The following is a 24,336-nucleotide window of genomic DNA, read 5'->3' on the forward strand; positions in this document are numbered from 1 at the left end:
GCTGGCAAGCGGCCATGGGGGATGCTGTGAACAGGTTGTCGGCTGCTCTTGCAGAATCTGTAGGACCGGCGGGCGGCAGACGATCGCATACCCCTGTAGGAGCGGCCTTGCGCCGCGAAAAGGAGGGCGCAGCCCTCCCGGCAATCCCAAGGCAAAAAAAGCCCCGCCAATTGGCGGGGTTGAGGTACGAGCGTGGCAGCTCGAAAACGGGGCTGCCCCTGCGCGCAGGGGCAGCGTGCAGCATTACAGCAGCATGGTGCGGATGTCGCCCAGCACGTCGCCCAGGCGCTTGGTGAAGCGCGCGGCGGCGGCGCCGTTGATCACACGGTGATCGTAGGACAGCGACAGCGGCAGCATCAGCTTCGGCTGGAAGGCCTTGCCGTCCCAGACCGGCTGCATGGTCGCCTTGGACACACCAAGGATCGCCACCTCAGGCGCGTTGACGATCGGCGTGAAGCCGGTGCCGCCAATGTGACCGAGGCTGGAGATGGTGAAGCAGGCGCCCTGCATGTCGTCGGCCGAGAGCTTCTTGGTGCGGGCTTTCTCGGCCAGCGCGGCGGCTTCGGCAGCCAGTTGCAGCAGGCTCTTCTGGTCGACGTTCTTGATCACAGGGACCAGCAGACCGTCCGGGGTGTCCACGGCGAAGCCGATGTGCACGTACTTCTTGCGGATGATCGCCTTGCCGCTTGGCGCCAGCGAGCTGTTGAAGTCCGGCAGTTCCTTGAGCAGGAAGGCGCAGGCCTTGAGCAGCAGCGGCAGCACGGTCAGCTTGACGCCAGCCTTCTCGGCCACGGCCTTCTGCGCAACGCGGAAGGCTTCCAGCTCGGTGATGTCGGCGGAGTCGAACTGGGTCACGTGCGGCACGTTCAGCCAGCTGCGGTGCAGGTTGGCAGCGCCGACCTGCATCAGGCGGGTCAGGGCCACTTCTTCCACTTCACCGAACTTGCTGAAGTCCACGGCCGGGATCGGCGGGATGCCGGCGCCGCCGGTTGCACCAGCGGCTGCCGGTGCTTCCTTGGCCTTCTGCATCATCGCCTTGACGTAAACCTGCACGTCTTCTTTCAGGATGCGGCCGTGCGGACCGGTGGCGGCAACAGCGCCCAGGTCGACACCGAATTCACGGGCCAGCTGACGAACGGCCGGGCCAGCGTGAACCTTGGCGTTGCTGCCGGCGGCCGGTACGGTGGCAACCGGAGCTGGAGCAGGCGCAGCAGCCGGCGCGGCGGCGGCAGGTGCAGCGGCTGGGGCAGGAGCGGCAGCCGGAGCAGCAGCGGCTGGAGCCGGCGCTGCAGCAGGGGCGGCGCCTGCGGCCTTGATCTTGAAGATCAGGTCGCCGGTGCCCACTTCGTCTTCCAGCTTGCACAGCACGGCTTCGATCACACCGGCGCTAGGCGACGGGATTTCCATGGAGGCCTTGTCGGACTCCAGGGTGATCAGCGACTGGTCGGCTTCGACGGTGTCGCCGACCTTGACCAGCACTTCGATGATCTTGGCCTTGCCCGACGAGCCGATGTCCGGCACGTGGATGTCCTGCACGCTGGCGGCAGCCGGGGCTGCGGCCGGAGCAGGGGCGGCTTCGGCCGCAGGCGCGGGAGCCGCAGCCTGTGCCGGGGCGGCAGCGGGCTTTTGTTCAGCAGCAGGGGCCTCAGGAGCCGCGGCAGCGGCACCCTCGACTTCCAGGACCAGCAGCTCGTCACCTTCTTTCAGGCGATCGCCCAGCTTGACCTTCAGTTCCTTGACCACACCGGCCTTCGGCGCGGGGATCTCCATGGAGGCCTTGTCGGACTCCAGGGTCAGCAGGCTCTGGTCAGCCTCGATACGGTCACCGACCTTGACGAACAGCTCGATGATTTCACCTTCACCGCTGCCGATGTCAGGTACGCGAATGAGTTCGCTCACTTAAAAATACTCCTCAGCAGTCCAGTGGGTTGCGCTTGTCCGGATCGATGCCGAACTTGACGATGGCGTCAGCCACAACCTTGGGTTCGATCTCGCCACGGTCAGCCAGGGCTTCCAGGGCAGCCAGCACCACGAAGTGGCGGTCGACTTCGAAGAAGTGACGCAGCTTCTTGCGGCTGTCGCTGCGACCGTAACCGTCGGTACCCAGGACCTTGAACTCTTTGCTCGGCACCCACTGGCGAATCTGCTCGGCGAACAGCTTCATGTAGTCGGTGGAGGCGATGACCGGGCCCTTGCGACCGGCCAGGCACTCTTCGACGTAGGTCTGCTGAGGCTTCTGGCCAGGCTTGAGGCGGTTGGCGCGTTCCACGGCCAGGCCGTCGCGACGCAGTTCGTTGAAGCTGGTGACGCTCCACACGTCGGCACCGACGTTGAACTCTTCACGCAGGATCTTCGCGGCTTCGCGGACTTCGCGCAGGATGGTGCCGGAGCCCATCAGCTGTACGTGGTGCGCGGCTTCGCGGGTGTCTTCCTCGAGCAGGTACATGCCCTTGATGATACCGTCCTCGACACCGGCCGGCATGGCTGGCTGCTGGTACGACTCGTTCATCACGGTGATGTAGTAGAAGATGTCCTGTTGCTCTTCGGTCATCTTCTTCATGCCGTCCTGGATGATCACCGCCAGCTCGTAGCCGTAGGTCGGATCGTAGGTGCGGCAGTTCGGGATGGTGCCCGCCATCATGTGGCTGTGACCGTCTTCGTGCTGCAGGCCTTCACCGTTGAGGGTGGTACGGCCGGCGGTACCGCCGATCAGGAAGCCACGGGTGCGGCTGTCGCCAGCGGCCCAGGCCAGGTCGCCGATACGCTGGAAGCCGAACATCGAGTAGAAGATGTAGAACGGCAGCATCGGTTGGTTGTGGCAGCTGTACGAGGTACCGGCGGCGATGAACGACGACATGGCGCCGGCTTCGTTGATGCCTTCCTCGAGGATCTGGCCCTTCTTGTCTTCGCGGTAGAACATCACCTGGTCTTTATCGACCGGCTCGTAGAGCTGGCCGACCGACGAGTAGATGCCCAGCTGGCGGAACATGCCTTCCATACCGAAGGTACGGGCTTCGTCCGGGATGATCGGGACGATGCGCTGGCCGATGTCCTTGTCCTTGACCAGCTGCGCCAGGATGCGCACGAAGGCCATGGTGGTGGAGATTTCGCGGTCGCCCGAGCCGTCCAGGATCGCTTTCAGCGTTTCCAGTGGCGGGGTCGGCACGCTGAAGCTCTTGGCGCGGCGCTGCGGCACGAAACCGCCCAGGGCGGCGCGGCGCTCGGCCAGGTACTTGGCTTCGGCGGAGCCTTCTTCCGGCTTGAAGAACGGCAGGTTCTCAAGGTCGGCATCCTTGACCGGGATGTCGAAGCGGTCACGGAAGTGACGCAGGCTGTCGACGTCGACTTTCTTGGTGTTGTGCGCGGTGTTCTTGGCTTCGCCGGCACCGGTACCGTAACCCTTGATGGTCTTGGCCAGGATGACGGTTGGCTGCTCTTTGTGGTTCACAGCTTGGTGGTACGCCGCGTAGACCTTGTACGGGTCGTGGCCGCCACGGTTGAGCTTCCAGATTTCGTCGTCGGACAGGTCTTCGACCATGGCCTTGAGTTCCGGGGTGTTGAAGAAGTTCTCGCGGACGTACGCGCCGTCCTTGGCCTTGTAGTTCTGGTACTCGCCGTCGATGACTTCGTCCATGCGGCGCTGCAGGGCACCGTTGGTGTCCTTGGCCAGCAGTGGGTCCCAGAAGCGGCCCCAGACGACTTTGTTGACGTTCCAGCCACCGCCACGGAACACGCCTTCGAGTTCCTGGATGATCTTGCCGTTGCCGCGAACCGGGCCGTCGAGGCGCTGCAGGTTGCAGTTGATGACGAAGATCAGGTTGTCCAGCTTCTCGCGGCCGGCCAGGGCGATCGCGCCCAGGGATTCCGGCTCGTCGCACTCGCCGTCGCCCATGAAGCACCAGACCTTCTGCTTGCCGGCAGGGATGAAACCACGGGCTTCCAGGTACTTCATGAAGCGCGCCTGGTAGATCGCCTGGATCGGGCCCAGACCCATGGAAACGGTCGGGAACTGCCAGAAGTCAGGCATCAGCCAGGGGTGCGGGTACGAAGACAGGCCCTTGCCGTCCACTTCCTGACGGAAGTTGTTCATCTGCTCTTCGTTGATGCGGCCTTCCATGAAGGCGCGGGCGTAGACGCCTGGCGAAGCGTGGCCCTGGAAGAAGATCAGGTCGCCGCCGTGTTCGTCGGTCGGGGCCTGGAAGAAGTAGTTGAAGCCGATGTCGTACAGGGTGGCGCTGGAGGCGAAGCTGGAGATGTGTCCGCCCAGGTCCGAGTCTTTCAGGTTGGTGCGCATGACCATGGCCAGGGCGTTCCAACGCACCATCGAGCGGATGCGGCGTTCCATGAACAGGTCGCCAGGCATGCGTGCTTCGTGGGTGACAGGGATGGTGTTGCGGTACGGCGTGGTGATGGCATACGGCAGCTGCGAGCCACTACGGGTGGCCAGCTCGCCCATACGGGTCATCAGGTAATGAGCGCGGTCTTCGCCTTCTTTGTCGAGGACCGACTCCAGGGCATCCAGCCATTCCTGGGTTTCGATTGGATCGAGGTCTTGCATGGCTTGCTCCAGGGCGGAAAGGCCACCAGAATCGATGGCCTGAGTTTGCGACTGGCCTTATGGGCAGACGTCGTGAATTCTTGGATTACCGGACAGTCATCCGGCGCGGTGTAGTTTTACTACAAATGCTTTCTCATTTCATGCTTTGGCAGGTCATGAGTAGTAGTAAAACTACACAAATGCGACGTTTGGTCGCATCCCGGGTTGTGAGGAAAAACGTTCATGTTGGTTGGTGGTGTTTCGCTGACAGGTGGATCTTGATGGGTTTTGCCAATTTTTCGTCTATTTCAGCTATTTCCAACTTTTGTACGACAGTCCAACCGTGGTCCAACCTCCGTTTGACCTCTGCAACCGCTCTCTTTCACGCCGATCAAGGATAGACCATGCGCCTGCCTTTGCCGCTCGATCTGCCTGCCGCCCTCCAACCGCTGGTCGCTCGCAACCAGCAATTCCTGCGCGATGCCCTGGCTGGCTATCCTGACCTGGACTTGGACAGTCTGAGTGCCGAGCACCGGCGCCAGTTCGACCAGGTCGCCGCCGCCAGCGACTTCGTCCTGGCCCAGGCCCAGCGTGATCCGGCGATGCTGTTCGAACTGCTGGCGAGCGGCGCGATGGACCAGGCGTTCGCGCCTGGCCAGCTGCGCGCGCAGATCAACGCCGTGGCCCAGGCTGCCCAGAACGAGGACGAACTGGCGCGCAACCTGCGCCGCGAGCGCAACCGCCAGCAGTTGCGCATTATCTGGCGCGACATTACCCGCCAGGCTTCGTTGCCCGAAACCTGCCGCGACCTGTCCGACCTGGCTGACGCCAGCATCGACGAAGCCTATCAATGGCTGTATCCACGCCACTGCCAGCAGTTCGGCACGCCCATCGGCAACCGCAGCGGCCAGCCCCAGCACCTGGTGGTGCTGGGCATGGGCAAGCTGGGCGCGGTGGAGCTGAACCTGTCGTCCGACATCGACCTGATCTTTGCCTTCCCCGAGGGCGGCGAAACCGAAGGGGTCAAGCGCTCGCTGGACAACCAGGAGTTCTTCACCCGCCTGGGCCAGCGCCTGATCAAGGCGCTCGACCCGGTCACCGTCGACGGTTTCGTGTTCCGCGTCGACATGCGCCTGCGCCCCTATGGCTCCGCCGGCGCGCTGGTGCTCAGCTTCAATGCCCTGGAGCAGTACTACCAGGACCAGGGGCGAGACTGGGAGCGCTACGCCATGATCAAGGCGCGGGTGGTCGCCGGTGACCAGGTGGCCGGCGCGCAGCTGCAGGAGATGCTGCGGCCGTTCGTCTATCGGCGTTATCTGGACTTCTCCGCCATCGAGGCGCTGCGCACCATGAAGCAGCTGATCCAGCAGGAAGTGCGGCGCAAGGGCATGGCCGACAACATCAAGCTCGGTGCCGGCGGCATTCGCGAGGTGGAGTTCATCGCCCAGGCGTTCCAGCTGATCCACGGCGGGCGCGACCTGAGCCTGCAACAGCGGCCTTTGCTCAAGGTGCTGACCACCCTGGAAGGGCAGGGCTACCTGCCGCCGGCCGTGGTCGCCGAGCTGCGCGACGGCTATGAATTCCTGCGCTACACCGAGCACGCGATCCAGGCCATCGCCGACCGCCAGACCCAGATGCTGCCGGACGATCCGATCGACCGCGCGCGCATCGCCTACATGCTCGGCTTCGCCGACTGGGACAGCTTCCACGGGCAATTGGTGCACTGGCGTGGGCGCATCGACTGGCATTTCCGCCAGGTCATTGCCGATCCGGATGAAGACGAAGCCGAAGGCGAGCTGGTGGTCGGTGGTGAGTGGTCGCCCCTGTGGGAGCAGGCCCAGGATGAAGACGCCGCTTCCCGCCAACTGGAGGAAGCGGGCTTCCGGCAGCCGGCCGAGGCCCTGCGCCGCCTGACCGCGTTGCGCGCCAGTCCGACCCTGCGCTCGATGCAGCGCATCGGTCGCGAGCGCCTGGATGCTTTCATTCCGCGGTTGCTGGCCCAGGCGGTCGAGCACGACAACCCTGACCTGGTGCTGGAGCGGGTGCTGCCATTGGTCGAGGCCGTGGCGCGGCGCTCGGCCTACCTGGTGCTGCTTACCGAGAACCCCGGCGCCCTGCGCCGCCTGCTGACCCTGTGCGCCGCCAGCCCGTGGATTGCCGAGCAGATGGCCCGCTACCCGCTGCTGCTCGACGAGCTGCTCAACGAGGGCCGGTTGTTCAGCCCGCCGTTGGCGCCAGAGCTGGCCGCCGAGCTGCGCGAGCGCCTGACACGCATCCCCGAGGACGACCTGGAACAGCAGATGGAGGCCCTGCGCCACTTCAAGCTGGCCCACAACCTGCGCGTGGCTGCCTCGGAGATCAGCGGCAACCTGCCTTTGATGAAGGTCAGCGATTATCTGACCTGGCTGGCCGAGGCGATTCTCGACCAGGTGCTGGCCCTGGCCTGGCGCCAGACCGTGGCGCGCCATGGCCAACCCAAGCGCAGCGACGGCAGCCTGTGCGACCCGGGCTTCATCATTGTCGGCTATGGCAAGGTCGGCGGCCTGGAGCTGGGCCACGGTTCTGACCTGGACCTGGTGTTCATCCACGATGGCGATCCGAATGCCGAAACCGACGGCGCCAAGCCCATCGACAGCGCGCAGTTCTACACTCGCCTGGGCCAGCGCATCATCCACCTGCTGACCACCCAGACCAACTCCGGCCAGCTTTACGACGTGGACATGCGCCTGCGCCCCTCCGGCGCCTCGGGGTTGCTGGTCAGCTCGCTGGGCGCCTTCGAGCGCTACCAGCAGAACGAGGCCTGGACCTGGGAGCACCAGGCCCTGGTGCGGGCCCGCGTATTGGTGGGTTGCAAGCAGGTGGCGACGGCCTTCGAGGCGGTGCGGGCGCAGGTCCTTGGCCAGCCCCGCGACCTCGACAAGCTGCGCGTCGAAGTGAGCGAGATGCGCGCCAAGATGCGCGACAACCTGGGCACCAAGCTCACTGCTGCCGGCACCGCGGGCAACGCCTTCGAGGCCGGTCAGCCGTTCGATATCAAGCAGGATGCCGGCGGTATCGTGGATATCGAATTTATGGTGCAATACGCCGCTTTGGCCTGGTCCCACGACCATCCGGCCATACTGCGCTGGACCGACAACATCCGCATCCTCGAAGAGCTGGAGCAGGCCGGGCTGATGCCCGCCGCCGACGCCGTGCTGCTGCGCGAGGTGTACAAGGCGTTCCGCTCGGCGTCGCACCGCCAGGCCCTGCAGAAGCAGGCCGGGGTGATCGACGCGGCGCAGTTTGTCGATGAGCGTCGTGAGGTAAGGCGGATCTGGAGTGAACTGGGTCTGACTTGAGATTGTTGGGGCCGCTATGCGGCCCTTTCGCGGCACAAGGCTGCGTAGCAGCCCCAAGGAACGTCGTCTCACCACCGGTGGTACACTGTCCGCCACATAGCCTGAATATAAAGAGGGGAGGCCAGGTTGTAGCGCAGCCTGCAGCCTCCCCGAATGTTTCTGGATAAAGCATGAGAATACTGATCATTGGCCCCAGCTGGGTCGGCGACATGGTGATGGCGCAGACCCTGTTCCAGTGCCTCAAACAGCAGCACCCCGACTGCGTGATCGACGTCCTGGCCCCCGAGTGGAGCCGGCCGATCCTCGAGCGCATGCCCGAGGTGCGCCAGGCCTTGAGCTTCCCGCTCGGTCACGGCGCGCTGGAGCTGGCCACGCGCCGACGCATCGGCAAGTCGCTGGCCGGCCAGTACGACCAGGCGATCCTGCTGCCCAACTCGCTCAAGTCGGCGCTGGTGCCGTATTTCGCCGGTATCCCCAAGCGCACCGGCTGGCGCGGCGAGATGCGCTATCTGCTGCTCAACGACGTGCGCAAGCTGGACAAGGCCCGCTATCCGCTGATGATCGAGCGCTTCATGGCCCTGGCCTACGCAGCGGATGCCGAACTGCCCAAGCCTTACCCGCGTCCGAGCCTGCAGATCGAAGCCGCCAGCCGCGAAGCGGCACTGGCCAAGTTCGGCCTGGCCCTGGACCGTCCGGTGCTGGCGCTGTGCCCGGGCGCCGAGTTCGGCGAGGCCAAGCGCTGGCCGGCCGAGCATTACGCCGAGGTGGCCGACGCGATGATCCGCCAGGGCTGGCAGGTGTGGCTGTTCGGCTCGAAGAACGATCACCCGGTGGGCGAGCAAATCCGCGACCGGCTGATCCCCGGGCTGCGCGAGGAGTCCTGCAACCTGGCGGGTGAAACCTCGCTGGCCGAGGCCATCGACCTGATGTCCTGCGCCGATGCGGTGGTGTCCAACGACTCCGGCCTGATGCATGTGGCCGCCGCCCTCAACCGCCCGCTGGTGGCGGTGTATGGCTCGACCTCGCCGGGCTTCACCCCGCCGCTGGCCGACCAGGTGGAGGTGGTGCGCACCGGGATCGAGTGCAGCCCCTGCTTCGAGCGCACCTGCCGCTTCGGCCACTACAACTGCCTGCGCCTGCTGGAGCCGGCCAAGGTCATCGCCGCACTGCAGGGCCTGGGCGGGCCGAACCTGATCGATACCGTGGCCGAGGTCGACTGAGTGCGGGTACTGATCATCAAGACCTCGTCGCTGGGCGATGTCATCCACACACTGCCGGCGCTCACCGACGCCGCCCACGCCATCCCCGGAATCCGTTTCGACTGGGTGGTGGAAGAAGGCTTCGCCGAGATTCCCAGCTGGCATCCGGCGGTCGACCGGGTGATCCCGGTGGCGATCCGCCGCTGGCGCAAGAACATCTGGCAGACGCTCAAGAGCGGCGAATGGAAGGCGTTCAAGCAACGCCTGCGCGAGCACAAGTACGACCTGGTGATCGACGCCCAGGGCCTGGTCAAGTCGGCCTGGCTGACGCGCTACGTGAAAGCGCCGGTGGCCGGCCTGGACCGTTACTCGGCCCGCGAGGGCTGGGCCAGCCGCTTCTACGACCGACGGCTGTCGGTCGCCGTCGGCCAGCACGCCGTGGAGCGCGTGCGCCAGCTGTTCGCCCTGGCCCTGGCCTACGACCTGCCGGAAGGGCTGGGCGACTACGGCCTGGACCTGAACCGCCTGCAGCTGCCGCCGGCCGCACCCTACGTGGTGTTCCTGCACGGCACCACCTGGGCCACCAAGCACTGGCCGGAGGCCTACTGGCGCGAGCTGGCCGAGCGCATGGGCCGACGCAAGCTGCAGGTGATGCTGCCTTGGGGCAACCCGGCGGAGAAGGCCCGTGCCGAGCGCATCGCCCAGGGCTTGAACAACTGCCAGGTGCTCCCCAAGTTGAACCTGGCCGGCGTTGCCCGCGTGCTGGCGGCGGCCAAGGCCTGCGTGGCCGTGGACACCGGCCTCGGCCACCTGGCCGCTGCGCTGGATGTGCCGACCATTTCGCTGTTCGGCCCCACCAACCCTGGTCTGACTGGCGCCTACGGACGCGCCCAGATCCACCAGGCGAGCGACTTCCCCTGCGCCCCGTGCCTGCAGAAGAAGTGCACCTACAAACCGAGCGCCGAGGACCTGCGCCGGTTCGATCTCAAACGCGAGTGGCCGCTGTGCTTCACTCGCCTGAATCCCGAGCATGTGGCGGGCCGCTTGAGCGCGCTGCTGCTGGCTGAGGATGTTCGTTGATGCAACTGGCTTTTGTGCTCTACAAGTATTTCCCCTTTGGCGGGCTGCAGCGCGACTTCATGCGTATCGCCCTCGAGTGCCAGAAGCGGGGTCACCAGATCCGCGTGTACACGTTGATCTGGGAAGGTGATATTCCGCCGGGCTTCGAGGTGCTGGTGGCGCCGGTCAAGGCGCTGTTCAACCACCGCCGCAACGAGAAGCTCAGCGCCTGGATGGAAGCCGACCTGGCCAAGCGTCCGGTCGATCGCCTGATCGGCTTCAACAAGATGCCCGGCCTGGACGTCTACTACGCCGCCGACGGCTGTTTCGAGGACAAGGCCCAGACCCTGCGCGGCGGCCTGTACCGCCGCTGGGGCCGCTACCGTCATTTCGCCGAGTACGAGCGGGCGGTGTTCGCCAGGGAGGCGCGCACCGAGATCCTGATGATCTCCGAGGTGCAGCAGCCGCTGTTCATCAAGCACTACGGCACCCCCGAGGCGCGCTTCCACCTGCTGCCGCCGGGCATTTCCCAGGACCGCCGCCGCCCGGCCGACGCCGCGGCCATCCGCGCCGACTTCCGCCAGGAGTTCGGTCTGGCCGACGACGAACTGCTGCTGGTACAGATCGGCTCGGGCTTCAAGACCAAGGGCGTGGACCGCAGCCTCAAGGCCCTGGCGGCGTTGCCGTCGGCCCTGCGCAAGCGTACCAGGCTGATGGTCATCGGCCAGGACGACCCTAAGCTGTTCCAGGTGCAGAGCACGGCGCTCGGCCTGGGCGAGCAGGTGCAGTTCCTCAAGGGCCGCAGCGACATTCCGCGTTTCCTGCTCGGTGCCGACCTGCTGATCCATCCGGCCTACAACGAGAACACCGGCACCGTGCTGCTTGAAGCGTTGGTCGCCGGCCTGCCTGTGCTGGTGTCCAAGGTCTGCGGCTATGCCCACTACATCGCCGAGGCCGACAGCGGCCTGGTGCTGGACGAGCCGTTCGAGCAGGAGCAGCTGAACCGCTACCTGCAACGCATGCTCGAAGACGCCGGGGCCCGTGCGGCCTGGTCGGACAACGGTGTGGCCTTCGCCGAGACCGCCGACCTGTACAGCATGCCGCAGCATGCCGCCGACGTGATCCTCGGTCAGGAGACCGCATGAAGCTGATACTGGCCGAACCGTTCAAGCGCCTGTGGGCCGGGCGCGATCCCTTCGAGGCCGTCGAGGCCCTGCAGGGCGAGGTGTACCGCGAGCTGGAAGGCCGCCGCACCCTGCGCACCGAGGTCGATGGCGCGGGCTTCTTCGTCAAGATCCACCGCGGCATCGGCTGGGGCGAGATCTTCAAGAACCTGTTCAGCGCCAAGTTGCCGGTGCTCGGCGCCGGCCAGGAATGGCGGGCCATCCAGCGCCTGCATGAGGCCGGTGTGCCGACCATGACCGCAGTGGCCTACGGCGAGCGCGGCGGCAACCCGGCCACCCAGCACTCGTTCATCGTCACCGAGGAATTGGCGCCCACCGTCAGCCTGGAAGACTTCAGCATCGACTGGGTCAAGCAGCCGCCAGCGCCGCGCCTGAAGCGCGCGCTGATCGCCGAAGTGGCGAAGATGACCGGTGGCATGCACCGCGCCGGAGTCAACCACCGCGACTGCTACATCTGCCACTTCCTGCTGCACACCGACCGCCCGGTGACGCCGGAAGACTTCAAACTGTCGGTGATCGACCTGCACCGCGCCCAGACCCGGGCGAAGATCACCCGTCGCTGGCGCGACAAGGACCTGGCCGCCCTGTACTTCTCGGCCCTGGACATCGGCCTGACCCGCCGCGACAAGCTGCGCTTCCTGCGCGGCTACTTCCAGCGTCCGTTGCGCCAGGTGCTCAAGGACGAAGCCGCACTGCTCGCCTGGCTGGAGCGCAAGGCGCAGAAACTCTACGACCGCAAGCAACGTTACGGGGACGCACTCTGATGGCGAGCTGGAACCTGGCGCCCGAGTATGCGCACCTGACGGCCGATTTCGGCAGTATCGACGCGGTGTTCGCCATTCAGGGCGAGCGCCTGACCCGCGACCCGCTGAGCGAGGTCATCCGCATCGAGCGCGATGGCGTCAACTACTACGTCAAGCGCTACACCGGCGCCGGCAAGCACATGCGCCGCTACCTGGGCCGGCCGCGGGTCAAGGCCGAGTGGCAGAACCTCAAGCAGTTTGCCAAGTGGGGCATTCCCACCGCCGATGTGGTCGCCTGGGGGCTAGAGCGCCAAGGTCTGGCCTTTGGCCGTGGGGCGATGATTACCCGCGAGTTGCCGCGTACCGAAGACCTCTCGGCGCTGGCCGAACGCAATGATCCGCGCCTGCGCGACGCCGCCTGGGTCGATCACGTCAGCCGCCAGCTGGCACGCCACACCCGGGTGATGCACGATCATCATTTCGCCCACAACGACCTTAAGTGGCGCAACCTGCTGGTCGACGACCAGGGCACGCTATTCTTCATCGATTGCCCGACCGGCGACTTCTGGCGCGGCTTCATGCTGCGCCACAGGCTGATCAAGGACCTGGCGTGCCTGGACAAGGTGGCCAAGTACCACCTGTCGGCGACCCAGCGCCTGCGCTTCTACCTGCAATACCGCGGACACGCGCGTCTGAACGCCCGTGACAAGAAGCGCATTCGCCAGGTGCTGAGCTTTTTCGAGGGAAGGGAATGACCGATTACCTGGCCAGTGCTGACCAGGCGCTGCTGCAACGACACGGGCTGAGCGACTTCGACGCGCTGTGGGCCCTGCAGCTGGACGCCGTGGACGAACCCAACACCGGCCGTGGCGGCTGGAGCAGCGTGTTCCGCCTGGAGCTCGAGGGCAAGGGGTTCTACCTCAAGCGCCAGAGCGACTACTTCACCCGCAGCCTGCAGCGGCCCTTCGGCGAGCCGACCTTCGCCCGCGAGTTTCGCAACATCAGCCGCTACCAGAAGCTCGACATCCCCGCCCTGCAGGCGGTGTTCTATGGCGAGCGCAAGCAGGGTGGCGAGCACCGGGCGATTCTCATGACCCGGGCGCTGGACGAGTGGACCGACCTCGAACAACTGCTCGGCCGCTGGGCGCAGATGGATGCACCGCAGCGCCAGGCGATCCTCCAGGCCTGTGGACGGCTGGCCCGTACCCTGCACGGCGCCGGGCAGATGCACGGCTGCTTCTACCCCAAGCACATCTTCCTGCGCGAGCGTCGCGAGGGCTGGCAGGCCCAGCTGATCGACCTGGAAAAGACCCGTCCGCTGCTGTTCGGCATGCGTGATCGGGTCAAGGACCTGGAGCCGCTGCTGCGCCGCGCCCGGGCCTGGGACGAAGCGGACGTGCGCGTGCTGCTGGCGGCCTACCTGGAGCAGCCGGCGGACAGCGCCCTGGTATCCACCTGGCTGCAACGCCTGACCCAACGCCGTCGCCACAAAGAGGCCCGCTGATGCGCCTGTCCGAATTGAAGGCGGCCGGGCGCAGCCCGAGCCTGCCGCTGACTGTCACCCTCGCCGACGCCGCGGGCAGCGCCGACCTGCAGTTGCTCAGCCTGTTGCGCGTGCTGCCGGGTCAGCGTTATGTCGGCGCGGGTATCTGGCGTGGCACCAAGGTGCTGGCCAAGTTGCTGGTCGGCGGCAATGCCGCCCGGCATTTCCAGCGCGAGCGCGATGGCGCCCTGCTGATGGCCGAGCAAGGCCTGATCACCCCGCGTCTGCTGGCCGATGGCCTCAAGGAAGGCGAGGGCGGCTGGCTGTTGTTCGAATACCTCGACCACGCCGAGAGCCTGGGTGACGCCTGGGCCCGGGTGGAGCAGTTGCCGATGCTGGCCGACGAGCAGCACCTGGTGCTGGGCGAGGCCCTCACCGCCGTGGCGCAGATGCACGCCAAGGGCCTGTGGCAGGAAGACCTGCACCTGGACAACCTGCTGCGCCAGGACGGCCAGCTGTACCTGATCGACGGTGCCGGCATCAAGGCCGAGACCCCCGGCCAGCAGCTGTCGCGCCAGCGCGTGCTGGAAAACCTCGGGGTGTTCTTCGCCCAGTTGCCCAAGCGCCTGGAGCCGTTCATCGAGGAGGCGCTGGTGCACTACGTGCTGGCCAACGCCGAGCACGCGCTGCCGCTGGAGGCGCTGCACAAGCAGGTGGACAAGGTGCGCGCCTGGCGCCTGAAGGACTACCTGGACAAGGCCGGTCGCGAATGCACGCTGTTCAGCGTCGAGCGCAACCTATCCAGGCTGCGGGCCATCCGCCGCAACGAGGTCGAAGCGATGCGTCCGGTGCTGGAGCAGGCCGATGCGCTGATCGATCAGGGCCACCTGTACAAGACCGGTGGCGCGGCCAGCGTGGCGCGTATTGAGGTGGCCGGGCGCAAGTTGGTGCTCAAGCGCTACAACATCAAGAACACCGCCCACTGGTTCAAGCGCTTCTGGCGCCCGAGCCGGGCCTGGCATTCGTGGATCGAGGGCCACCGCCTGGAGTTTCTCGACATCGCCACGCCTCGGCCCCTGGCGGTGCTGGAGCAGCGGGTGATGGGGCTGCGCAGCACGGCCTACCTGGTGACCGAGTACGCCGATGGGCCGGACCTGATCGAGTGCTTCGCGCCCTACGTGGAGAGCGGCGAGGCGCCCGACGAGCAGGTTGAGGCCTTGGTGCGGGTGATGCAGCAGCTGATCCGCGAGCGTATCAGTCATGGTGACTTCAAGGGCCACAACCTGTTCTGGCAGGACGGCCAGTGGTCGCTGATCGACCTCGACGCCATGTGCCAGCACGCCACCCAGCTCAGCTTCGCCCCGGCTTTCGCCCGGGACCGGGCGCGGCTGCTGCGCAACTGGCCGAGGGACAGCGCGCTGCACCAGCGATTGGACCAGGTGTTGCCGCGGTTGGCTGATTGAATGATCGGTTGACGCGATCCCTGTAGGAGATCGCCCAGCCCGTCGGGCTGCGCTGTCGCGCAGGGAACTGTCCCCCTGTGGGAGCGGCCTTGCGTCGCGAAAGGGCTGCGTAGCAGCCCCAGGTTCTCAGTGTTGATGCAAAGATCGCCGGGGCCGCTCTGCGGCCCTTTCGCGACGCAAGGCCGCTCCCACAGGGCCTAGATAAATCAATAAGTTACGGTTTTTTCCATGAGCGCGGCTTACCGCCGCCAGAACCCACTCAGGCCCAGGCCGGCTGATAGGCCCAGCCCCACCCAGGCCAGCACATCCCACACCCCATCCCCGAGCAGTGCGGCAAACAGCCCGGCCGCACTGAGCACGGCGATCAGCGCCGGCCAAGCGAAGATCCTGCGGGTGCTTTGCGACTTGTGGCTCATGCCCGCACCTCCCGTGGTTTGCGTTGCTTGCCCCACCACAGGTACAGGCCGCCGCCCAGCACGATGATGGTCAGCACATCGAGCACGGCCCAGAGTATCTGCATCGGCCGGCCGCCGTAGTCGCCAAAGTGCAGGGGTTGCGACAGGCCCATGGCGTCCATGTACCACGGGCGTTCGCCAACGGCGGTCACCTCCAGGGTTCGCGCGTCGATCAGGATCGGCGTGAACAGGTGCGAGGTCAGGTTCGTGGCGCCATTCATGAACACCGCGTAGTGGTGCTCGCTGGAGAAGCGCGTGCCGGGGAAGGCGATGAAGTCCGGGCGCATGCCGGGCGCGGCCTGTTCGGCGATCTTCAGCAACTGCGTGGCTGGAGCACGCTCGGTAAGCGGTGGGGCGTCACGGTAGGGCGCGACCATGGCCGCCAGGCTGTCGTTGCGCCAGGCGGCGATCACCAGGTCGGACAGGGCGCTGATCACCCCGGTGACGCCGACCACCAGGGCCCAGGTCAGGGTGACCACGCCGATCAGGTTGTGCAGGTCCAGCCAGCGCAGGCGCCGCGACTTGTCGTGGCGGACCGTGGCGAAGTCCAGGCGGCGCATGAACGGCGCGTAGAGCACGGTGCCGGAGACGATGGCGACAATGAACAGCACCCCCATGAACGCCAGCAGCAGCTTGCCGGGCAACCCGGCGAACATGTCCACGTGCAGGCGCAGCATCAGCATCATGAAACCGCCGTTGGCCGCCGGCATGGCCACGGCCTCGCCGGTGCGCGCATCGAGCATGAAGGTGTGCGAATCGTCGGGGTGGGTGCCGGCGGTGGCGGCCATGATTGCCACCACGCCGTTGGGCTCGTCGTCTTCATAGCCGAAGTACTGCATCACCTCGCCGGGGCGGTGCTGTTCGGCCTTGAGCACCAGCTGCTGCAGGTTCAGGTGCGGGGTGTCGGCGGGCATCTCGCGCAGTTCCGGCGCATCGCCGAGCAAGTGCTCCAGCTCGTGGTGGAAGATCAGCGGCAGGCCGGTGAGGGCCAGCAGCAGCAGGAACAGCGTGCAGACCAGGCTGCTCCAGGTGTGGATCGCTGACCAGCGGCGGATGGTTTGGCTTTTCATCACGGCTCCTTACGCAGTCGCGGGGCAAGCTCGCTCCCACGGAGGGAGAGAGCTTGCCCCGCGATTGCTTCGGTCACTCAGAACTTGTAGGTGGCGCTGGCGACGACGCTGCGTTGGTCCCCGTAATAGCAGTAATACCCGTCGCAGGTGGACAGGTAGTCCTTGTTCAGCAGGTTGCTGGCGTTGATCGCCACCGAGGCGCCCTTGAGGCTGTTGTCCAGGCGGCCCAGGTCGTAGTGCACGGCGGCGTCGAACACCGTGTAGGCCTTGCTCTTGCCAAGCCAGGTGTTGGCTTCGTCACCGTAGCGGTTGCCGGTGTAGCGTGCGCCCAGGCCAATGCCGAAGCCGTCAAGCACACCGGTATGCCAGGTGTAGTCGGTCCACAGGGAGGCCTGCTGGTTGGGCATTTGTTGCAGGCGGTTGCCTTTGTACTGCCCTTTCTGGACTTCGGACTTGGCCAGGGTGTAGGCGGCGATCACTTTCAGGTTGTCGGTGACGTCGGAGACGGCTTCCAGCTCCAGGCCGTGGACCTTGACCTCGCCGGTCTGGCTGGAGACGGGCACCCCACCCACATTGTTGGTGACGGTCACGTTCTTCTGCTTGAGGTCGTACACTGCCGCCGACAGCAAGGTGTTGGAGCCAGGTGGTTGATACTTCACCCCCAGCTCCCATTGCTGGCCTTCGGTTGGCTTGAACGATTTCTCGATGTCAGCGCTCGAACCGCTGCTTGGCTGGAAGGACTCGGCGTAGGACAGATACGGTACAAAGCCCGAGTCGAACACGTAGCTGAGCGCCGCATTGCCGCTGAACTGCTTGTCACGCTGGGTGTTGGTGGCATTGCCCTTGTTGAGGAACGTGGTGCCGGTATGCACCCAGTCCTCACGCCCGCCCAGGGTCAGGCGCCATTTGTCGAGCGCCATCTGGTCCTGGATGTAGAGCCCGGTCTGCACGGTTTTCTGGTTGTAGTCCAGATAGGCCGCGGAGCGGTCCGGTCGGGTGATCGGCAAACCGTACACCGGGTTGTTGACGTTGGTGGGCGGTACGTCGAAGCCATAGATCGAGAGGAAGTCGGACTCGGTGCGCTGGTGGTCCAGGCCGATCAGCACGGTATGGCTGATGTCACCAGTGGTGAAGTCGGCCTGGAAGTTGTTGTCGAGTGCGAATTGGCTGATGTCCTCATCGACGTTGGTGGACATGCGGTTGGCATTGCCCTCGCTGTCCACCGGGCCGCCGGGTTGGTAGTAGGCACCAACGGTGAGCGTCTGGAATGACAACTCGCTCTTGGTGTAGCGCACGTTCTGGCGGAACTGCCAGACATCGTTGAAACGATGTTCGAAGGCATAGCCCAGCGCGTAATAGGTGCGGTCGTAGTAATCGTAATCCGGGTCACCCAGGTTCTTGTGGCGGGACACCTTGCCGAACGGCATGTCGATCTTGGTGCCTTGTATCGGATAGAACTGGCTGGTGGCACCGGTGTCGTCGCGGGTGAACTGGCTGAGGAAGGTCAGCGAGGTATCTTCGTCGATGTTCCAGGTCAGGCTCGGGGCGATGTTGTAGCGCTTGTTATCCATATGGTCGATCTGCGTGCCGCTGTCGCGTACCACGCCGCTGACGCCATAGAGGAACTGGCCCTGCTCATCGAGCTTGCCGGTGCTGGCGAAGTTGATCTGGCGGTGGTTGTCGCTGCCGTACTGCAGTTGGATCTCGTGGCTGCTCTCGGCCTGGGGGCGGCGGCTGACCATGTCCAGCAGACCGCCGGGCGGGGTCTGGCCATACACCGACGAGGCCGGGCCACGCAGCAGCGCAAGGCGGTCGAGGTTCCAGGTTTCGGCTTTCGGATTGGCATACACGCCGCGGGGCAGGGGCAGGCCGTCGAGGAACTGAGTCGGCTCGAAGCCGCGCACGCGCATCCAGTCATAGCGGGTGTCGCTGCCGAAACTGGCCGAGACGATGCCCGGCATGTACTTCACTGCGTCATCCAGGCTTTGCACGCCGCGGTCGCTCATCTGCTGGCGGGTGGCGACGGAAATGGAGCGAGGGACCTCGACCAGCGCGGTGTCGGTCTTGGTGCCGGCGGCGGTGCGCTTGGCGGTGTAGCCTTCCACCGGGCCCCAGGCACTTTCGTAGCTGCTGTTGGCATTGATGTTGGTTTCTGGCAGCGCCAGGGTGCCTTCGCTCACCGCCACCAGACTGTAGCTGCCGGCGCTGCTCTGCTGCAGCTGCAGGCCGGTGCCGCGCAGGGCGGCCTGCAGGGCGCCGACCGCGTCGTACTGGCCACTGACGGGTGCCGAGTTGCGCCCGCTGACCAGTGCCGGATCCAGCGCCAGGGCAATCCCGGCCTGGCTGGCGATCTGGTTCAGGGTGCTGGCCAGCGGCGCGCTGGGCAGGTCGTAGGCACGCGGGGCGGCCTGTTCGGCGGCGAACAGGGTGGTGCTGACCAACGGGGCGGCCAGGCCGATGGCCAGGGCCATCAGGCTGGGGCGAAGCAAAGCATCAACGGCACGGGACATGCAGCGGCTCCTCGACGAAATAGTGCTGACTGCTTCCTTGCCGAGCGAGATTGGGAAAGTGACAGGGGTCTTTTGAAAAAATATCTGACGGGGTTGGCACGAGCGGCGGTCAGCTCTGAATCGCCTTGGCTTCTTCGCGGGTAAACCCGCGAAGGGCGGCACGCGACGCTTATCTGGCGGTAACGGTGACCCACCACGGCGTATGCCGCTCGATCTTCACCGGCAGCGCCGGCTGCAGCGAGGCCAGGGCCAGGTCGGTGTCGGTCAGCGGGAAGCTGCCGCTCACGCGCAGGTCGGCGACTTCGTCGCTTACCCCGAGATGGCCGCTGCGGTACTGCCCTAGCGCGGCCACTAGATCGGCCAGGCGCACGTTGTCCACCACCAGCATGCCGCGGGTCCAGGCATCGCTGCCGACCGCCACGGAGCCGACCCGGCCCAGGCCGTCGGCGTTCATCAGCACCTGTTGACCTTCGCGCAGCACCTGTTCGTCGCCACTGTTCTGCGGCTTGGCGGCCACCGAGGCTTGCAGCACCTCCAGGCGCGTGCCGGCCTCCTCGCGCTTGACCAGGAAGCGTGTGCCCAGCGGACGCAGGCGGCCATCCTCGGTGCGCACCAGCAGCGGACGGCTGTCCTTGTGGCCGGTTTCCACCGAGATCTCGCCACGATGCAGCACGATCAGCCGCTGCTCGCCCCGGAAATCGATGTCCACCGCGCTCTGGCTGTTCAGGCTCAGCAAGGTGCCGTCTTCCAGCCGCAGGGTGCGCAGCTCGCCGGTGCCGGTGCGTTGGTCGGCTAGCCAGTAGGTCGGCGACAGGGTCGGCGCTGCGGCCCAGGCAAGCAGGCCGCCGAGCAGCAGCATGCCGGCCAGGCCACCGAGGTGCTGGCGCAGCCCGGCGCGGGATTGCAGCAGGGTGTGGCGCACCGGGCCGGCGGCGGCGCTGACGCGCTGGTCGAGCATGCCCAGTTGCAGCCAGGCGCGGGCGTGCTCTTCGTGGGCGGCGTGCCAGCGCATGAATTCGTTGCGTTCGTCCGGGGTACCGCTACCTTCGTCCAGGCACAGCTTCCAGGCAATGGCCGCCTCCAGCACCTGGCTGGAGACCGGGGCGTGGTTCATGTCGGCTCTCCGTAAAGGGCGACATAGCACTGGCGCAGGCCCTGGGCGAGGTACTGGCGCACGCGTGACACCGACACTCCGAGGCGCTCGGCGATTTCGGCGCGGCCCAGGCCGTCCAGGCGGTTGTACAGGAAGGCCGCGCGGGCCTTGCTCGACAGCTTGCCCAGCAGGCGGTCGATGGCCTTGAGATCCTCGAGGATCAGGTGCTGCTGCTCGGGCGACGGGTGTTCGGCCTCGGGCAGCAGGGCCAGTTCCGCGAGGTAGGCCTGCTCGAGGGCGGCGCGGCGGAAGTGGTCGAACAACAGGCCCTTGGCCACGGCGACCAGGAACGCGCGGGGTTCGCGGGGGGCGTCCAGGCGCTCGCGACCGAGCAGGCGCACGAAGGTGTCCTGGCTCAGGTCTTCGGCGCGCTGACGGCAGGCGGTGCTGCGCTGCAACCAGGCCAGCAGCCAGGTGCGATGGTCGCGATACAGCGCTCCGACCAGCTCGGCATGTGGACTGTGCGCAGGCGTCAAGAAGCGATCCCCGGGAAAGAATGCGTTAACTAACGATAATTATTCGCGATTGTGGCAGAGGCGGGGGTGGTGGCGCAATTGACGCTTATCGGATTGCCAGCATGATGATCTGGCTCGCACCTGCCACTGTAGGAGTGGCCTTGTGCCGCGAAAGGGTCGCAAAGCGGCCCCGGCGGTCTCAGCGCTCACCGGGAGAGGGGCTGCTGCGCAGCCCATTCGCGGTACGAGGCCGCTCCTACAGGGGGCGATGTATGGGTCAAAGGCCGTGATGGTGCGCCTTGCGCCGCCGCCACTGGCGCACCCGCTGCTCCAGCTGCAACGGGCTGTCCAGTTGCTGGCGCCGGGCCTGGCTGAACAGGATCAGCGCCAGCTCCGCCGTCACCTGGGCATCGGCGCTGGCATGGTGGCGGGCCTGGACTTCGAGGCCGAAGCGGGCGATCCAGTCGTCCAGTCCGGCTTCACGCAGCACGGTGTCGGGGTTGAGCATCGGCGCCAGTTCCGCCACGTCGAGGAACGGATGCTGCAGGCGCAGGCCCAGGCTGTCCTTCAGCGCCCGGGCCAGCATGTGCTGGTCGAACGGGGCGTGGAACGCCAGCACCGGGCTGTCACCGATGAAGTCCATCAGGTCGAGTAGCGCCTCGGCCGGGTCACAGCCAGCGGCCAGGGCGCTGGGGCCCAGGCCGTGGATCAACACGTTGGCGTTGGTCTTCTGCGCGGGCCGGTGCAGGGTGCGTTCGAACGGGCGACCCAGGGCGATGGCGCCGTCCTCGATGGCCACCGCGCCGATCGACAGCACCTGGTCGCGATTGAGGTTCAGGCCGCTGGTTTCCAGATCCAGCACCACCCAGCGCTGTTCACGCAACGAGCACACGCCCAGTGGCGCCGGCCCTGGCAGCATGGCCAGACGCCGACGCAGCGGGGCGTCGAGTTCGGGGACGGCGGGGCGCCACCAGGCGAACAGGTTCACAGCTGGTACCGCAGCGCCAGGCTGCTTTGCAGGCGCTGGGCCTGGCGCAGGGACTCGCGCAGGATGCGCCGGTCCAGGTGGTTGAGGCTGTCCGGGTCGAGCCGGTTGGAGTAGGGCAGGTTCTCGCGGGTCTGGTGCTGGTGCTGCTGCATGCGGGTCTGTTGGATGAAGTGGTAGGCCTCTTCATAGGCGGCGCCGTCGAGCGGGTCGATGATGCCCTTGGCGATCAGCTGGCGCAGGCGCTCCAAGGTGTTGCAGGCGCTGATGCCGTGGGCCAGGGCCAGCAACCTGGCGCCATCGACGAACGGGGTCAGGCCCTGCACCTTGAGGTCGAGGGTGGCGGCCTTGTCGTCCCCCTGGCGGGTTAGCACGAACTCGCGCAGGCGCCCGACCGGTGGCCGTTGGCGCAGGGCGTTGTCGGCCATCATGCGCTGGAAGAGGCGGTTGTCGGCGACCTGCTCAAGCAGGCCCTGGCGCAGCTGTTCGCAGCCTTGCTCGTCGCCCCAGACCACGCGCAGGTCGAAGTAGATGCTCGAGCCCAGCAGGTTCTCTGGGCTCGCCTCGCGCACGAAGCCGGCGAAGCGCCGTGCCCATTCGCCGCGTGACAGGCACAGCTCGGGGTTGCCGGCCATGACGTTGCCCTTGCACAGGGTGAAGCCGCACTGGGCCAGGTTGTGGTTGATCTGCTGGGCCAGCGGCAGCAGCCGGGCACGGATGGCCTCGGCCTCGACGGCGTCGCGGGCCTCGAAGAGGATGCCGTTGTCCTGGTCGGTGTGCAGCGTCTGCTCGCGGCGGCCTTCGCTGCCGAAGCACAGCCAGCTGAACGGCACGCCCGGGTCGCCGCGCTCGGCGATGGCCAACTCGATCACCCGGCACACGGTATGGTCGTTGAGCAGGGTGATGATCTGGGTGATCTGGGTCGAGGACGCGCCGTGGGCGAGCATGCGCTCGACCAGCTGGCCGATCTCGCCGCGCAGCGACACCAGGCTGTCCAGGCGTGGCGCATGGCGGATGGTGCGGGCCAGGTGCACCAGGTCGACGCGCTGCAGGGAGAACAGGTCGCGTTCGGAGATCACCCCGCACAGGCGCTGGTTGTCCACCAGGCAGACGTGGGCGATGTGCCGCTCGGTCATGGCCATGGCGGCATCGAAGGCGCTGGCCTGGGGGCTCAGGTGGAACGGCCGGGCGGTCATGTAGCGTTCGATCGGCGCGGTCAGCTCGGCACTGGCGTCGGCCACCACCTGGCGCAGGTCGCGCAGGGTGAAGATGCCGATCGGATGGCGCTGGCCGTCGACGATGACGATGCTGCCGACCTGCTGCTCGTGCATCAGCCCCACCGCCTCGCGCAGCGGCGTGTGCGGCGCGCACACCACCGGATGGCGCAGTGCCAGTTCGCCCAGCGGGGTGTTCAGCGAGTACTGGGTGCCCAGGGTTTCCACGGCGCGCTGGCGCACCTGCTGGTTGACCTGGTCGAGCAGGCTGCTGACCCCGCGCAGGGCGAAGTCGCGGAACACCTCGGACATGGAGAACACGCGGATGAACGCGGCCTTGTCCAGTTGCAGGCAGAAGGTGTCCTCGCCGGCCAGGTGCTCGGTGCGGGTGGCCCGCTCGCCGAGCAATGCCGCCAGCGGGAAGCATTCGCCGCTGGCGATCTCGAAAGTGGTCTCGGTGCCCGGCTTGGTGACATGGTGGCGCTCGCCGACCACGCGGCCCTGCTTGACGATGTAGAAGTGCTCGACCGGGCCGTCGGCAGGCTTGATGATGCTTTCGCCGGCCGCGTGGAAACGCAGCTGGCACTGCTCCACCAGGTAGGCCAGGTGGTTGTGCTCCATCTGGTTGAACGGCGGGAAACGCTGCAGGAATTGCAGGGTGCCCTGGATGTTTTGCAGCACTGCTGTTCTGCCCGCCTGGCTGTAGGCGTCCTTTTTGCTCATGGAACCGACCGCGATAAGTATGTCTGCATATGTAGCGCAGACCTTGTTGTTCTAGGGCTCCATGGTCGGACGACGGCTCTGCGGTGCCCATTGGACGTAAGTCTATAAGGCGCGACGGACGTTTCGCTGCTTGTCCTGGGTGTCAAATAGCCGACGAAAGGCAGTTTGCATGCGGGGGCTTTGCGGTCTGAACTTGAATAACGGGGTTTTTTTGACGAGACGACCATGGCAGAGCATGACGACATCCTGAGCGACGCCGAGCGAGAGGCGTTGGCCGTGGTGAGTGCACCCGTCGCGCCCAGGCCTGTGGTACTGGTGGTGGACGACAACCCGGTGAACAGCGAAGCGCTGAGCCTGTACCTGAAGAGCCGGGGTATCGCCTGCATGACGGCCGACGGTGCGCAGGAGGCGATGTTGAAGCTGCACTATGAGCCGCGTATCGCCCTGATGATCACCGACCTGCGCATGGAGCCCAAGGACGGCCTGGAGCTGATCCGCCAGGTTCGCGAATCGGAGCGGGCGGCGCTGTCGATCATCGTGGTGTCGGGCGACACCGATGTGAAAGAGGCGGTGGACGTGATGCACCTGGGGGTGGTGGATTTCCTGCTCAAGCCGGTGGACCTGGGCAAGCTCCTGGAACTGGTGCGACGTGAGTTGAGAATGGATCAGGGCTGAAAACGATCGCGGGGCCAGCCCGCTCCCACGCTGAGGAAGCTTGCCTACGTTATAGAGCAGTCGCAGGGGCATCCCTATAGGAACGACTGT

General features: G+C 66.1%; 18 protein-coding genes. 9 read left to right on the forward strand and 9 right to left on the reverse strand.

Annotated features, from left to right (window positions below):
* Positions 1 to 243 precede the first annotated feature (243 nt).
* Positions 244 to 1,899, reverse strand: a complete 1,656-nt coding sequence (gene aceF / locus V0R62_RS06015) for a dihydrolipoyllysine-residue acetyltransferase (protein ID WP_330103076.1) — start codon at positions 1,897 to 1,899, stop codon at positions 244 to 246.
* 13 nt (positions 1,900 to 1,912) lie between these two features.
* A complete protein-coding gene (gene aceE / locus V0R62_RS06020) occupies positions 1,913 to 4,558 on the reverse strand; it encodes a pyruvate dehydrogenase (acetyl-transferring), homodimeric type (protein WP_330103077.1) in 2,646 nt (881 codons plus the stop codon).
* 383 nt (positions 4,559 to 4,941) lie between these two features.
* On the opposite strand from aceE, the gene glnE reads away from it, so the two are divergent.
* From glnE to V0R62_RS06060, 8 genes are all read left to right on the forward strand, one after another.
* The gene (gene glnE, locus V0R62_RS06025) at positions 4,942 to 7,875 is read left to right on the forward strand and encodes a bifunctional [glutamate--ammonia ligase]-adenylyl-L-tyrosine phosphorylase/[glutamate--ammonia-ligase] adenylyltransferase (protein WP_330103078.1); all 2,934 of its coding nucleotides are present in this window, start codon (positions 4,942 to 4,944) and stop codon (positions 7,873 to 7,875) included.
* Positions 7,876 to 8,045: 170 nt separating this feature from the next.
* Positions 8,046 to 9,095, forward strand: coding sequence for a lipopolysaccharide heptosyltransferase II (gene waaF / locus V0R62_RS06030; protein ID WP_186712636.1), 1,050 nt, complete (start codon positions 8,046 to 8,048; stop codon positions 9,093 to 9,095).
* Positions 9,096 to 10,154: a lipopolysaccharide heptosyltransferase I gene (gene waaC, locus V0R62_RS06035; protein WP_110734449.1), complete on the forward strand. Its 1,059-nt coding sequence runs from the start codon at positions 9,096 to 9,098 to the stop codon at positions 10,152 to 10,154.
* Positions 10,154 to 11,278 carry a glycosyltransferase family 4 protein gene (locus V0R62_RS06040; protein WP_330103079.1) on the forward strand — a complete coding sequence of 375 codons (1,125 nt, stop codon included), beginning with the start codon at positions 10,154 to 10,156 and terminating at the stop codon, positions 11,276 to 11,278. The genes waaC and V0R62_RS06040 overlap by 1 nt, the downstream gene beginning before the upstream one ends.
* A complete protein-coding gene (gene rfaP / locus V0R62_RS06045; RefSeq protein WP_330103080.1) occupies positions 11,275 to 12,081 on the forward strand; it encodes a lipopolysaccharide core heptose(I) kinase RfaP in 807 nt (268 codons plus the stop codon). Before V0R62_RS06040 ends, rfaP begins: the two co-directional genes overlap by 4 nt.
* Entirely contained in the window at positions 12,081 to 12,815 is a 735-nt protein-coding gene (locus V0R62_RS06050) for a lipopolysaccharide kinase InaA family protein (protein ID WP_330103081.1), read from the forward strand. The genes rfaP and V0R62_RS06050 overlap by 1 nt, the downstream gene beginning before the upstream one ends.
* Complete coding sequence (locus V0R62_RS06055) at positions 12,812 to 13,564, forward strand: lipopolysaccharide kinase InaA family protein (protein WP_330103082.1); 753 nt, start codon at positions 12,812 to 12,814, stop codon at positions 13,562 to 13,564. Before V0R62_RS06050 ends, V0R62_RS06055 begins: the two co-directional genes overlap by 4 nt.
* Entirely contained in the window at positions 13,564 to 15,006 is a 1,443-nt protein-coding gene (locus V0R62_RS06060) for a lipopolysaccharide kinase InaA family protein (protein ID WP_330103083.1), read from the forward strand. Before V0R62_RS06055 ends, V0R62_RS06060 begins: the two co-directional genes overlap by 1 nt.
* 239 nt (positions 15,007 to 15,245) lie before the next feature.
* On the opposite strand, the gene V0R62_RS06065 is transcribed toward V0R62_RS06060, so the two are convergent.
* From V0R62_RS06065 to V0R62_RS06095, 7 genes are all read right to left on the reverse strand, one after another.
* On the reverse strand, positions 15,246 to 15,422 hold the full coding sequence (locus V0R62_RS06065; RefSeq protein ID WP_198742816.1) for a hypothetical protein: 177 nt from the start codon (positions 15,420 to 15,422) through the stop codon (positions 15,246 to 15,248).
* Positions 15,419 to 16,531 (reverse strand): PepSY-associated TM helix domain-containing protein, encoded by a 1,113-nt coding sequence (locus V0R62_RS06070; RefSeq protein ID WP_330103084.1) that lies wholly within the window; start codon positions 16,529 to 16,531, stop codon positions 15,419 to 15,421. The genes V0R62_RS06065 and V0R62_RS06070 overlap by 4 nt, the downstream gene beginning before the upstream one ends.
* 77 nt (positions 16,532 to 16,608) lie before the next feature.
* Positions 16,609 to 19,041, reverse strand: a complete 2,433-nt coding sequence (locus V0R62_RS06075) for a TonB-dependent siderophore receptor (protein WP_330103085.1) — start codon at positions 19,039 to 19,041, stop codon at positions 16,609 to 16,611.
* A 169-nt stretch (positions 19,042 to 19,210) separates the two neighbouring features.
* The gene (locus V0R62_RS06080) at positions 19,211 to 20,155 is read right to left on the reverse strand and encodes a FecR family protein (protein WP_330103086.1); all 945 of its coding nucleotides are present in this window, start codon (positions 20,153 to 20,155) and stop codon (positions 19,211 to 19,213) included.
* Positions 20,152 to 20,670, reverse strand: a complete 519-nt coding sequence (locus V0R62_RS06085) for an RNA polymerase sigma factor (protein WP_330103087.1) — start codon at positions 20,668 to 20,670, stop codon at positions 20,152 to 20,154. The genes V0R62_RS06080 and V0R62_RS06085 overlap by 4 nt, the downstream gene beginning before the upstream one ends.
* A 256-nt stretch (positions 20,671 to 20,926) precedes the next feature.
* Positions 20,927 to 21,637 (reverse strand): 3'-5' exonuclease, encoded by a 711-nt coding sequence (locus tag V0R62_RS06090; RefSeq protein WP_330103088.1) that lies wholly within the window; start codon positions 21,635 to 21,637, stop codon positions 20,927 to 20,929.
* Positions 21,634 to 23,571, reverse strand: coding sequence for a putative nucleotidyltransferase substrate binding domain-containing protein (locus V0R62_RS06095; RefSeq protein ID WP_330103089.1), 1,938 nt, complete (start codon positions 23,569 to 23,571; stop codon positions 21,634 to 21,636). The genes V0R62_RS06090 and V0R62_RS06095 overlap by 4 nt, the downstream gene beginning before the upstream one ends.
* Before the next feature lie 225 nt (positions 23,572 to 23,796).
* Between V0R62_RS06095 and V0R62_RS06100 the strand changes: the two genes are divergently transcribed.
* Positions 23,797 to 24,246 (forward strand): response regulator, encoded by a 450-nt coding sequence (locus V0R62_RS06100; protein WP_028689077.1) that lies wholly within the window; start codon positions 23,797 to 23,799, stop codon positions 24,244 to 24,246.
* The last annotated feature ends 90 nt before the right edge of the window (positions 24,247 to 24,336 follow it).

It is taken from the genome of Pseudomonas carassii (assembly GCF_036324045.1).
GTDB classification, from domain to species: domain Bacteria; phylum Pseudomonadota; class Gammaproteobacteria; order Pseudomonadales; family Pseudomonadaceae; genus Aquipseudomonas; species Aquipseudomonas peradeniyensis.